Genomic DNA, 12,090 nt, shown 5'->3' with positions numbered 1-12,090 from the left:
TTTTTACATCAGTCTTCTTACCAGACGTAAGTCAGCAGGTGTTGTGAATCTGGCACCATGAAGTCTACGGACATCATCACGGACAGTGAGGTGATGGCGACAATCGAGAACACAAACAGCTTGCGTGCCCAGACCTTGTCATCTTCCACTTTATAACCGCGCAGGGCCATGCCGAGCCACCATACGCTCACCGCAGCTGCTACCACCAGATATTTATATCCGGCGTAACCGCCCAGAGAGAGCATCAGCGTTGCCACGGCAAAAGCGATGATGTAGAGCGTGATGTGGTTCTTGGCAACCGAAATGCCTTTCACGACCGGCAGAACCGGAATGTTCGCCGCCTGATAATCCTTAAAGCGGAAAATCGCGATGGCGTAGGAGTGCGGCATCTGCCACAGGCTAAAGATAGCCAGCAGGATGAGCGCACCGCTGTCGAACTCGTTCGTGACGGCGCAGTAGCCAATCACCGGCGGCGCCGCGCCGGAGAGAGAACCAATCAGCGTGCCGTAGACGGAGTGACGTTTCATATACAGGCTGTAGACGCCCACATACACCACGAACCCCATCACCCCCAGCCAGCAGGCCAGCGGGTTAGCACCAAACCACAGCAGCATAAAGCCAGCAATACCCAGCAAGGTGGCGTACACCAGCGAGACGGAAGGAGCAATCAGGCCTTTAACCAGCACCCGATTTTTGGTCCTTTCCATCTTCTTGTCGATATCCATGTCGATGTAGTTGTTAAATACACAACCGGACGCAACCACCAGTGACACACCGACCAGCGTGTAAATAAAGAGGGTGTAATCAATGCTGCCTTTAGAGGCCAGCAGGAACCCTCCGATTACGGAGATCAGGTTGCCAAAGATGATGCCTGGTTTCGTGACTTGCAGGTATTGCTTAAACATACTCGCCGCTCTTAGTGAACCATCATGTTGTAGTTAAGGTTCCACATAATCCAGATGGAACCGACTACCAGGATAGCGATGATAATCACGGTAAAGATAAAGGCCGTCATGTTCCAGCCTTCATCGGACTTGGTGTTCATGTGCAGGAAGCAAACCAGATGCACCAGAATCTGAATCACCGCGGTCACCAGGATTGCGCCCAGGATAACCGGCTTAGATGCAGAACCGTTCATCACCATCCAGAACGGGATCACCGTCAGAATGATCGACAGGATGAAGCCTGTCATGTAGGTTTTTACGCTGCCGTGGGAAGCGCCATGATCGTTAGAATGACTCATTACATCGCCCCCATCAGATAGACAACAGAGAACACACAGATCCATACCACGTCCAGGAAGTGCCAGAACAGGCTCAGGCACATAATACGGGTACGGTTAGTACTGGTCAGGCCGCGACGGGAGATCTGGAACATCAGCACCGCCATCCAGATCAGACCCGAGGTCACGTGCAGACCGTGGGTGCCTACCAGCGCGAAGAACGCTGACAGGAAGCCGCTACGATCCGGGCCGAAACCTTCCATGATCAGGTGATGGAATTCATAGATTTCCATCCCGATAAAGCCAGCACCAAACAGCCAGGTCAACGCCAGCCAAGAGACAACCTGGCTCTTGTTGTTTTTGTACATGGCGATAGCCGCCATGCCGTAGGTGATGGAGCTGAATAACAGCAGTGCGGTTTCAACCAGAACGAACGGCAGTTCAAAGATGTCCTTACCGGTCGGGCCGCCCGCTGTGCCGTTCACCAGAACGGCATAGGTTGCGAACAGACAGCAGAACAGGATGCAGTCGCTCATCAGGTAGATCCAGAAACCGAAGACTTTCGTCGGTCCTGTATCATGGTGCGCATGTTCATGCGCGTGGGCAGTTGAGTGCGCCAGAGTATCAGTTGCCATTTTTCAGCCCCGCTTTAGAAATCTCGTCAAAATGCTGGTTTTCCAGCTTTTCAACTTCACGGACTGGTACGTAGTAGTCCACGTCCTCGTCAAAGCTCTTCACAATCCAGCTGATTACGATGCCAGCGAAGCCAACAATCGCCATCCACCAGATGTGCCAGATCATTGCGAAACCAAATACCGTTGCGAAAGCGGCAATAACCATGCCCGCGGCGCTGTTTTTCGGCATATGGATCTCTTCGTAATGCTCAGGTTGCTTGTACGCTTCACCTTTTTCTTTCATTTCCCAGAATGCATCACGCTCGTGAATGTGCGGCACTACGGCAAAGTTATAGAACGGAGGCGGAGAAGAGGTCGCCCACTCCAGCGTACGGCCACCCCATGGGTCACCGGTCAGGTCGCGGTTCAGGTTACGGTCACGGATAGACACGTAGTACTGAATCAGCTGGCACAGAATACCGCAGGCAATCAGCGCTGCGCCGCCCGCTGCAACCATCAGCATTGGGTGGAACTGCGGATCGATCTGCTGGCTCAGACGACGGGTCATCCCCATGAAGCCCAGCACGTACAGCGGCATAAACGCCACGAAGAAGCCGATGATCCAGAACCAGAACGCGCGTTTACCCCATTTTTCGTTCAGGGTGAAACCGAACGCTTTTGGCCACCAGTAGGTCACACCAGCGAAGCAGCCGAAGACCACGCCACCGATGATAACGTTATGGAAGTGCGCAATCAGGAACAGACTGTTGTGCAGAACGAAGTCAGCACCTGGTACGGCCAGCAGTACGCCGGTCATCCCACCTACGGAGAAGGTCACGATGAAGCCGATGGTCCACAGCATAGCTGAGTGGAACACGATACGACCCTGGTACATGGTGAACAGCCAGTTGAAGATCTTAACCCCGGTCGGGATCGCGATAATCATGGTGGTAATACCGAAGAAGGCGTTTACGTTGGCACCCGCACCCATGGTGAAGAAGTGGTGCAGCCAGACGATGAACGACAGGACGGTAATACATACGGTTGCCCACACCAGAGAGGTGTAACCAAACAGGCGTTTACGCGAGAAGGTTGCCGCGATTTCGGAGAACACACCGAACACCGGCAGAACCAGGATGTACACTTCCGGGTGACCCCAGGCCCAAATCAGGTTGATGTACATCATCATGTTGCCACCCATATCATTCGTGAAGAAATGGGTACCCAGATAGCGATCCAGGGTCAGCAGCGCGATGGTGACGGTCAGAATTGGGAACGACGCGATAATCAGGACGTTGGCGCACAGAGATGCCCAGGTAAATACTGGCATCTTGAACATCGTCATACCTGGTGCACGCATCTTCAGGATGGTCACGAAGAAGTTAATACCGGTCAGGGTGGTACCGACACCGGAGAGCTGAAGCGCCCAAATCCAGTAGTCAACGCCCACGCCCGGACTGTACTCAATTCCTGATAGCGGCGGGTAGGCCAGCCAGCCAGTCTGAGCAAATTCGCCCACACCCAGTGACAGGTTAACCAGGATAACGCCGACAACCGTGAACCAGAAGCTCAGGTTGTTCAGGAACGGGAACGCAACGTCGCGCGCGCCGATTTGCAGCGGAACGACCACGTTCATCAGACCGATTACCAGCGGCATCGCCACGAAGAAGATCATGATAACGCCGTGGGCGGTAAAGATCTGATCGTAGTGGTGCGGTGGCAGGAAGCCGGCTTCGCCCGCAGACGCAAGCGCCTGCTGGCTACGCATCATGATTGCATCCGCAAAGCCACGAATTAACATGACGATACCGACGATGCAGTACATGATACCGAGTTTTTTGTGGTCAACCGAAGTCAGCCACTCATTCCACAGGTAGCTCCACTTACCGAAGTAAGTGATCAGGCCAACTAAGGCCGCGCCACCAATGATAATTGCAGCCACCGTAACCATAATAATCGGTTCATGGTAGGGCACTGCATCCAGTGTCAATTTTCCGAACATTTTCTTCCTCGGCCCCTTAGTGAGCGGTTTCCGCGTGGCTCATGTCCATGCCTTCCATACCCTGGTGCGTGTTGTGCTCGCCTTCAGGCTGGGTCATGTCCATGCTCATGCCGTGATCCATAAATTTGCCAATAACGTCTTTGAACAGATTCGGTTTCACGTTAGAGAAGTACTCCACCTTGTTGTATTCGCTAGGTGCAGCCACTTTTTCGAACGCCGCCATGTCAGACATGGTGTTTGGAGACTGCTTCGCTTTTGCAACCCACTGGTCGAAAGTCGCGCGGTCTGGCGTAGCGATAGCTTTGAACTTCATACCCGAGAAGCCCGGGCCACTATAGCTGGCGGAGATACCGTCGTAGGTGCCTGCTTCATTCGCGATCAGGTGCAGGTTAGTCTGCATACCGGCCATCGCGTAAATCTGGCTGCCCAGACGTGGGATGAAGAAGGAGTTCATTACGGAGTTGGAGGTCACTTTGAACTGAACCGGAGTGTTCGCCGGGAAGGCGATTTCATTCACGGTAGCAATGCCCTGTTCTGGATAGATGAAGAACCATTTCCAGTCCATGGAGACCACTTCAATGGTAATAGGTTTTTCATCGTGAACCAGCGGTTTGCTCGGCTCAAGTGCGTGAGTGGTTTTCCAGGTCAGTACAGCAAGGAACAGGATGATCAGAATAGGTACCGTCCAGACCACAGCTTCCACTTTATTGGAGTGTGACCAGTTAGGGCTATACTTCGCATCTTTATTGCTCGCACGATACTTCCAGGCGAAACCAACAGCCATCAAGATGGCAGGAATAACCACAATCAACATCAGGCCAAAAGCCGTCAGTATCAATGAACGTTGTTCCAGTCCAATCTGTCCTTTGGGGTCTAGTAGTGCAGAATCGCAGCCACTGAGTAATACAGTGCCTGCGAATAATGACAACCATCCCAAACTTTTATTGTATTTCCTGAGTCTCATTTAACGACCTCAATTCCACGGGAGTCTGGTGGCGTTTAAAGTGTGGGGGCATTTTACGGGAAGGTTACATTACTGTAAACATCATTAGCCCTGTGTCAGGAAGGTGTTACCGGGTTCTGCCGCACATGTCACAAGTGTTGCAAATTATGTCGCGTTTTCCGGGGGAAGCCGCACGGAGCGGGCGTTATAACGAAAGGGTGCCCCAGCATACCGCAAAAGGGACAATTGGTATAACCATTGTGAAAAATACACAAATAATTAACAATTAATTATCAATAAAAAGACAACTAAAAAACGAAAATTCAATCTTTCGAATGCTGAATCGTTTAACGGAAAATAGCGTAGCGAAATAAGCTCCAATAATTTCCGAATGCTATCCCGCACAAAACAACAAATATTTTTTTTGCCGATGGCGGTTATTTCGCCGTTATAATTTCGTGTCGTTATTACAACGGGAAATAACCTTTCGCTTTTTACTTCATGTCATCTGCGTTTTCCGCAATGACATGAAATCCAGCATCCCACCGGTCAGGATACCCACGATGGCGAGTAACACCCCTGCATCAAGCAGCTGGGTTTCAAACGGAAGCGACAAGGTGGTCGTCGCATTCAAGATGAGTACCGCGAGCCACACTACCAGCGCAAGACAACCAGCCATCAGCAGACGCAGGGCAAACCGATAGGCAGCCTGATATTCCGTGCGCGGCATGAAGTGTTCCGTCCGCTGGGTATATTCCAGCGTCTGGCGACAGACCAGCAGCAATAAAATCCCCGGCACCGCCGCCACCACCGAGAAGAGATAAAACGTCGGCCAGCCGTGAGCTTCAACAAACCAGCCCGCGACGGGGCCAACGTATACGCGCCCGACGGCAGAAAGGGCAGACAGTAGCGCAAATTGGGTGGCGGAAAATGACTTATTGCACAGCGTCATCAGCAGGGCGACAAATGCCGCAGTGCCCATACCGCCACACAGGTTTTCAAAGAATACCGCCGTCGCCATGCTGATCATATGCTTGTCGGTGATCGACAGCAGCCAGTAACCGGCATTCGATGCGCCCTGAAGGATGCCGAAGATCAGCAGAGCGCGGAACAGCGTCAGGCGCTGCATCAATACACCGCCGTACAGCGCGCCGACGATCGTGGCAAACAGTCCCAGGGTTTTGTTCACCACGCCGACTTCGCCCGCATCAAACCCGACGCCGCGGATCAGGAAGGTGGTGGTCAGACTCATGGCGAAAGCGTCGCCAAGCTTATAAAGGACAATCAGCAGCAGGATCAGCCAGGCATTATTGCGACCAAAGAAGTCGCGGAGCGGTGCGGCGACGGCCTGCTCCAGCGAGCGGGGGACCGGAATCACATCGCTCGGTTCAGGCGCGAATAGCGTGGCAATAATGCAGGGGATCAGCAGAGCGGCCATCAGCCAGTACATTCCCTGCCAGCCGAGATAGCGGTCGGCAAGCCAGAGGGCCAGCCCGCCGGAAACCAGCATACCCAGGCGGTAGCCAAGCACGCTAATTGCCGCACCGGCGCCACGCTCTTCTGCTGGCAGGACGTCCGTCTTCCAGGCGTCAAAAACAATGTCCTGCGAAGCGGAGCAGAAGGCGATGACCACCGCAAGCGCGGCCATCCAGCGCAGCTGTGTTGACGGCTCAAGGAAACCCATTGCGGCAATGGCCAGCAACAGCAGCACCTGCGTCATCACTAACCAGCCGCGACGGCGCCCGAGGAACGGTGGGGTATAGCGATCCATCACCGGCGACCACAGGAACTTAAAGACGTAAGCCTGGCCGACGAGCGAGAAGAAACCAATGGTTTTAAGATCGATGTTCTCAACCGTCATCCACGCCTGTAACGTGCCGGAGGTGAGCGCAAGGGGTAAACCGGAGGCGAAACCAAGGATCAGCAGAATAGCTGATTTCGGTTGCTGGAAAATACGTAAGTAGTGACTGGACATGTTCTTATGAACTGACCCGGTGAAGCACCGGGTCAGTCAGCAGGATTAACGGGCGTTCTGCTTGATGAAGTCGTGAATGCTGGTGTCCTGTGCCATGTCGGCAATGGTGTCAGTCAGCACACTGTTAACCGCGTCAGCGATATTTTTGTTGGAGGCCTGGAATGCGCCTTCAACGGAATAGCTTGCACGGTAGTTTTTGTTCATTTTATTGCCGTTCTTCGCGGTAGCAATGATGGCGATATCGGCTTTGGTCGCAATGTTGTAGCGAACGTTACCCTGGGAGACGTCAGCGTACAGGTTGTTCACGATGATTTGCAGATCAACCGCGCCGCTTGGGCCAATCATGTAGCCACGGGAGGTCATCTGTTTTTCCAGCACTTCCTGCAACAGGAAGCGCAGGTCGCGGGAGGCGGTCAGCGTGACCTGCTGGTTGTCGCGAGTCACTTTCGCCAGCGCCTGGTCCTGACGCTGATCGGCGCCATTAATGCTGACTGTGACGCCCATCAGGCTTGGATCCTGCTGAGGCAGGGTAATTTTTGGTGAAACGTCAATGGTCGTCGGCGGAGTCGCGCAGCCGGCGAGCATAAAGAGTGCTACCAACGGAAAGAAGAGTTTTTTTAACATTTTCGGGTTCTCAACGAATCGTAAGCAAAGAGAGAAAAATTGCCGCCATCATAACATCGCTAACGGCCAGGGGAAGTGGTCAACGCATGTAAATTCATCGCCTTGTCCGAAAACTGACCACCTTTCCGCTTTTCTCTGCCTGTAAGTGACAAAACGTATGAACCTCATAGTGAACTTCATTCGTTTGGATGAGAAAATCAGACGAAAGCTAAATATTTGTTGTCAAGGTGTAATGGAACCGGTAAAAGCGGCTAATATTTAAAGGGATGGGTGACACCTTAGCGTTGTCGGAGGAGTGATTTCATGATGATACGTGAACAGATAGAAGAAAAATTAAGGGCAGCGTTCAACCCTGTGTTTCTCGAAGTTGTCGACGAAAGCTATCGTCATAACGTGCCGGCAGGTTCTGAAAGCCACTTTAAAGTGGTTCTGGTCAGCGATCGCTTCACGGGAGAACGTTTCCTGAACCGACACCGCTTGATCTACAGCACCTTGACGGAAGAACTCTCCACAACCGTACATGCGCTGGCGCTGCATACCTACACCATTAAGGAATGGGAAGGGCTACAGGATACGGTATTCGCATCACCGCCTTGTCGGGGTGCAGGCACCATCGCCTGATAAATCGGATTTGCAACCGCCGGAGTTTTTCCAGTATGTTGCTTACAGATTTCGTCAAAACGGCCTTCGGGCCGTTTTGTTTTGTCTGAGTTTTGAGCGGATGGCGCGTTTTTAAGGCTAAAAATAGCCTTAAAGTGTGAAAAAAGCCGCAGCAACATGCTCCAACCGTTCTCGACTCACCTATGTGATGCCGCTATAATGCCGCGTCTTATTGAATGTCTTCGGGATGATTCTGGCGACAGGGAATGTGAATCTGCACATAAGAGAGCATCCCGGTATAACAGACAGATTCAGAGTTGACCGAGCACTGTGATTTTTTTGAGGTAACAAGATGCAAGTTTCAGTTGAAACCACTCAAGGCCTTGGCCGCCGTGTAACGATTACTATCGCTGCTGACAGCATCGAAACTGCTGTGAAAAGCGAGCTGGTCAACGTAGCAAAAAAAGTACGTATTGACGGCTTCCGCAAGGGCAAAGTACCAATGAATGTTGTTGCTCAGCGTTATGGCGCTTCCGTGCGTCAGGATGTGCTGGGTGAACTGATGAGCCGCAACTTTATCGACGCGATCATCAAAGAAAAAATCAATCCAGCCGGCGCGCCGAACTACGTTCCAGGTGAATACAAGCAGGGCGAAGACTTCACCTACTCCGTAGAGTTCGAAGTGTACCCGGAAGTTGAGCTGAAAGGTCTGGAATCTATCGAAGTTGAAAAACCGATCGTTTCCGTGACTGACGAAGACGTTGACGGCATGCTGGATACCCTGCGCAAGCAGCAGGCGAACTGGAAAGAGAAAGAAGGCGCTGTTGACGCGGAAGACCGCGTAACCATCGACTTCACCGGTTCTGTAGACGGCGAAGAGTTCGAAGGCGGTAAAGCGTCTGACTTCGTACTGGCGATGGGCCAGGGTCGTATGATCCCAGGCTTCGAAGACGGTATCAAAGGCCACAAAGCGGGCGAAGAGTTCACCATTGACGTGACCTTCCCTGAAGAATACCACGCTGAAAACCTGAAAGGTAAAGCAGCGAAGTTCGTTATCAACCTGAAGAAAGTGGAAGAGCGCGAACTGCCAGAACTGACCGAAGAATTCATCAAGCGTTTCGGCGTGGAAGATGGTTCTGTTGCGGGCCTGCGTACCGAAGTGCGTAAAAATATGGAGCGCGAGCTGAACGGCGCTGTACGTAACCGCGTGAAGTCTCAGGCGATTGAAGGTCTGGTGAAAGCGAACGACATCGACGTTCCTGCTGCCCTGATCGACAGCGAAATCGACGTTCTGCGCCGTCAGGCTGCACAGCGCTTCGGTGGCAACCAGCAGCAAGCGATGGAACTGCCACGCGAGCTGTTCGAAGAGCAAGCGAAACGTCGCGTTGTTGTCGGCCTGCTGCTGGGCGAAGTGATTCGTACCCACGAGCTGAAAGCTGACGAAGAGCGTGTGAAAGGCCTGATCGAAGAGATGGCTTCTGCATACGAAGATCCATCTGAAGTGATCGAGTTCTACGGTAAGAACAAAGAGCTGATGGACAACATGCGCAACGTCGCACTGGAAGAGCAGGCTGTTGAAGCGGTACTGGCGAAAGCGAAAGTGACCGAAAAAGAGACCTCTTTCACCGAACTGATGAACCAGCAGGCGTAATTTCGCCCCGACGGTTTAAAGTTTGAACAAAAAACCCGTTGCCCTCCGGCGACGGGTTTTTTTTATCACAGCTTTAGTCCTGGAAGGGTGCTAAAACGCCCTTTCAGTGTTAGCGTTACAACAAAACGTTGTTATGCTTGAAATAGGGCATGACGACCCCCATTAGTATGTAATCACGATGATTGAGACTGGCTGATAATCCGTCCATAAGGTTACAATCAGTACAGCAGGTGTTTTCAATTTTGAACCAGGAGACGGAAATGTCATACAGTGGCGAACGAGATAACTTTGCACCCCATATGGCGCTGGTGCCAATGGTTATTGAACAGACCTCACGCGGTGAGCGTTCTTTCGATATCTATTCCCGTCTGCTCAAGGAACGCGTTATCTTTCTGACCGGCCAGGTGGAAGACCATATGGCTAACCTGATCGTGGCGCAGATGCTGTTCCTGGAAGCGGAAAACCCGGAAAAAGACATTTACCTGTACATCAACTCGCCAGGCGGTGTGATTACGGCGGGCATGTCAATTTATGACACCATGCAATTCATCAAGCCGGATGTCAGTACCATCTGTATGGGGCAGGCGGCATCCATGGGTGCTTTCCTGTTAACCGCAGGGGCGAAAGGTAAGCGTTTCTGCCTGCCTAACTCCCGCGTGATGATTCACCAGCCGCTGGGTGGTTACCAGGGCCAGGCGACGGATATTGAAATCCACGCCCGAGAAATTCTGAAAGTAAAAGCGCGCATGAATGAACTTATGGCGCAGCATACGGGTCAACCTCTCGAGCAGATCGAGCGCGATACCGAGCGCGATCGCTTCCTCTCTGCACCAGAGGCAGTTGAGTACGGCTTAGTCGACTCCATTTTGACCCATCGTAATTGATGCCCGCGACGCGAGTGTGCCGCTATACTAAGGTAGGGCGGAACGTTGCCTGTAAGCAGCTTGCGTCTGAGAATGGCATTTGCGTCGTCATGTGCGGCACATAGAACTTAAAAAGAGGTTTGGACTCATGACAGATAAACGCAAAGATGGTTCGGGCAAACTGCTGTACTGCTCTTTTTGCGGCAAAAGCCAGCATGAAGTGCGTAAACTGATTGCCGGGCCGTCCGTGTATATCTGCGACGAATGCGTCGATTTATGTAACGACATCATTCGCGAAGAGATTAAAGAAGTCGCGCCGCACCGTGAGCGCAGCGCGTTACCAACGCCACACGAGATTCGCCACCACCTGGATGACTATGTCATTGGTCAGGAGCAGGCGAAAAAAGTGCTGGCGGTGGCGGTATACAACCACTACAAACGTCTGCGTAACGGCGATACCAGCAATGGCGTAGAGCTGGGCAAAAGTAACATTCTGCTGATCGGGCCTACGGGCTCTGGTAAAACCCTGCTGGCGGAAACGCTGGCGCGCCTGCTGGATGTTCCGTTCACCATGGCGGATGCCACCACCCTGACCGAAGCCGGTTATGTGGGTGAAGACGTTGAAAATATTATCCAGAAGCTGCTCCAGAAGTGCGATTACGACGTACAGAAAGCCCAGCGCGGGATCGTCTATATCGATGAGATCGACAAAATCTCCCGTAAATCAGACAACCCGTCGATCACCCGTGACGTCTCGGGCGAGGGCGTGCAGCAGGCGCTGCTGAAGCTGATCGAAGGTACGGTTGCGGCTGTTCCACCGCAGGGTGGGCGTAAACATCCGCAGCAGGAATTCTTGCAGGTTGATACCTCCAAGATCCTGTTTATCTGTGGTGGTGCGTTTGCAGGCCTGGATAAAGTGATCTCTCACCGTGTGGAAACCGGCTCCGGCATTGGTTTTGGCGCAACGGTGAAAGCCACGTCTGAAAAACCAAACGAAGGCCAGCTGCTGGCGCAGGTTGAACCGGAAGATCTGATCAAATTCGGTTTGATTCCGGAATTTATCGGCCGTCTGCCGGTTGTGGCGACCCTGAACGAACTGAGCGAAGACGCGCTGATTCAGATCCTGAAAGAGCCGAAAAACGCGCTGACCAAGCAGTATCAGGCGCTGTTTAATCTGGAAGGCGTTGAGCTGGAATTCCGTGACGAAGCACTGGACGCGATTGCCAAGAAAGCGATGGCGCGTAAAACCGGTGCCCGTGGCCTGCGTTCTATCGTAGAAGCAGCATTGCTCGACACGATGTACGATCTTCCTTCTATGGAAGACGTTGAAAAAGTCGTGATCGACGAGTCCGTCATTGGTGGCCAGTCCAAGCCGTTACTGATTTACGGTAAACCGGAAGCGCAGCAGGCATCTGGCGAATAATTCACCATTTCATACAATCAGTTAATCAAAAAGGGGGGATTTTATCTCCCCTTTACTTTTTCCGTATTCATGGCGTTGAATGTATGGGAAACATCCCCATATACTGGATTACATGTTAATGGTTGTGTGAAGCACAGTTACATGACCAGTTTACCTGGCGGACACTAAACTAA

Annotated in this window: 11 protein-coding genes; 4 read left to right on the top strand and 7 right to left on the bottom strand. The window is 52.4% G+C overall.

Features of this window, described 5'->3' with window-relative positions; genetic code table 11:
- Window positions 1–17: 17 nt before the first annotated feature.
- The 7 genes from cyoE to ACOTYH_RS05290 form a co-directional block, all read right to left on the bottom strand.
- Window positions 18–905: a heme o synthase gene (gene cyoE, locus ACOTYH_RS05320; RefSeq protein ID WP_017383188.1), complete on the bottom strand. Its 888-nt coding sequence runs from the start codon at window positions 903–905 to the stop codon at window positions 18–20.
- A gap of 11 nt (window positions 906–916) precedes the next feature.
- Window positions 917–1,243, bottom strand: coding sequence for a cytochrome o ubiquinol oxidase subunit IV (locus ACOTYH_RS05315; protein ID WP_006809888.1), 327 nt, complete (start codon window positions 1,241–1,243; stop codon window positions 917–919).
- Window positions 1,243–1,857, bottom strand: coding sequence for a cytochrome o ubiquinol oxidase subunit III (locus ACOTYH_RS05310; RefSeq protein ID WP_003859057.1), 615 nt, complete (start codon window positions 1,855–1,857; stop codon window positions 1,243–1,245). The genes ACOTYH_RS05315 and ACOTYH_RS05310 overlap by 1 nt, the downstream gene beginning before the upstream one ends.
- Window positions 1,847–3,838, bottom strand: coding sequence for a cytochrome o ubiquinol oxidase subunit I (gene cyoB / locus ACOTYH_RS05305; protein WP_017383189.1), 1,992 nt, complete (start codon window positions 3,836–3,838; stop codon window positions 1,847–1,849). The genes ACOTYH_RS05310 and cyoB overlap by 11 nt, the downstream gene beginning before the upstream one ends.
- 16 nt (window positions 3,839–3,854) lie before the next feature.
- Window positions 3,855–4,802, bottom strand: a complete 948-nt coding sequence (gene cyoA, locus ACOTYH_RS05300) for a cytochrome o ubiquinol oxidase subunit II (protein WP_006809886.1) — start codon at window positions 4,800–4,802, stop codon at window positions 3,855–3,857.
- 478 nt (window positions 4,803–5,280) lie between these two features.
- Window positions 5,281–6,756, bottom strand: coding sequence for a muropeptide MFS transporter AmpG (ampG, locus tag ACOTYH_RS05295; protein WP_017383190.1), 1,476 nt, complete (start codon window positions 6,754–6,756; stop codon window positions 5,281–5,283).
- Between the two features lie 45 nt (window positions 6,757–6,801).
- Window positions 6,802–7,380: a lipoprotein gene (locus ACOTYH_RS05290; protein ID WP_003859052.1), complete on the bottom strand. Its 579-nt coding sequence runs from the start codon at window positions 7,378–7,380 to the stop codon at window positions 6,802–6,804.
- A 303-nt stretch (window positions 7,381–7,683) separates the two neighbouring features.
- Here ACOTYH_RS05290 and bolA point away from each other — a divergent pair, with 303 nt between their 5' ends.
- From bolA to clpX, 4 genes are all read left to right on the top strand, one after another.
- Window positions 7,684–8,001, top strand: a complete 318-nt coding sequence (gene bolA, locus ACOTYH_RS05285; protein WP_003859051.1) for a transcriptional regulator BolA — start codon at window positions 7,684–7,686, stop codon at window positions 7,999–8,001.
- Window positions 8,002–8,332: 331 nt separating this feature from the next.
- Window positions 8,333–9,631 carry a trigger factor gene (tig, locus tag ACOTYH_RS05280; RefSeq protein WP_015571277.1) on the top strand — a complete coding sequence of 433 codons (1,299 nt, stop codon included), beginning with the start codon at window positions 8,333–8,335 and terminating at the stop codon, window positions 9,629–9,631.
- Window positions 9,632–9,891: 260 nt separating this feature from the next.
- Entirely contained in the window at window positions 9,892–10,515 is a 624-nt protein-coding gene (gene clpP / locus ACOTYH_RS05275; RefSeq protein WP_006809880.1) for an ATP-dependent Clp endopeptidase proteolytic subunit ClpP, read from the top strand.
- Between the two features lie 127 nt (window positions 10,516–10,642).
- A complete protein-coding gene (gene clpX, locus ACOTYH_RS05270; protein WP_015571275.1) occupies window positions 10,643–11,917 on the top strand; it encodes an ATP-dependent protease ATP-binding subunit ClpX in 1,275 nt (424 codons plus the stop codon).
- Window positions 11,918–12,090: the final 173 nt, after the last annotated feature.

Source organism: Enterobacter cloacae complex sp. SHL001 (genome assembly GCF_049236825.1).
Classification (GTDB): Bacteria; Pseudomonadota; Gammaproteobacteria; order Enterobacterales; family Enterobacteriaceae; genus Enterobacter; species Enterobacter hormaechei_C.
Note: the sequence above shows the minus strand (reverse complement) of the source record. Positions and strands in the feature narration are given on the sequence as shown.

Excerpts from the sequence above, each read along its gene's own strand:
- cyoA (WP_006809886.1), bottom strand. The coding sequence starts at position 4,802 with ATGAGACTCAGGAAATACAATAAAAGTTTGGGATGGTTGTCATTATTC.
- clpP (WP_006809880.1), top strand. The coding sequence starts at position 9,892 with ATGTCATACAGTGGCGAACGAGATAACTTTGCACCCCATATGGCGCTG.
- cyoB (WP_017383189.1), bottom strand. The coding sequence starts at position 3,838 with ATGTTCGGAAAATTGACACTGGATGCAGTGCCCTACCATGAACCGATT.
- cyoE (WP_017383188.1), bottom strand. The coding sequence starts at position 905 with ATGTTTAAGCAATACCTGCAAGTCACGAAACCAGGCATCATCTTTGGC.
- clpX (WP_015571275.1), top strand. The coding sequence starts at position 10,643 with ATGACAGATAAACGCAAAGATGGTTCGGGCAAACTGCTGTACTGCTCT.
- ACOTYH_RS05290 (WP_003859052.1), bottom strand. The coding sequence starts at position 7,380 with ATGTTAAAAAAACTCTTCTTTCCGTTGGTAGCACTCTTTATGCTCGCC.
- tig (WP_015571277.1), top strand. The coding sequence starts at position 8,333 with ATGCAAGTTTCAGTTGAAACCACTCAAGGCCTTGGCCGCCGTGTAACG.
- bolA (WP_003859051.1), top strand. The coding sequence starts at position 7,684 with ATGATGATACGTGAACAGATAGAAGAAAAATTAAGGGCAGCGTTCAAC.
- ACOTYH_RS05315 (WP_006809888.1), bottom strand. The coding sequence starts at position 1,243 with ATGAGTCATTCTAACGATCATGGCGCTTCCCACGGCAGCGTAAAAACC.
- ACOTYH_RS05310 (WP_003859057.1), bottom strand. The coding sequence starts at position 1,857 with ATGGCAACTGATACTCTGGCGCACTCAACTGCCCACGCGCATGAACAT.
- ampG (WP_017383190.1), bottom strand. The coding sequence starts at position 6,756 with ATGTCCAGTCACTACTTACGTATTTTCCAGCAACCGAAATCAGCTATT.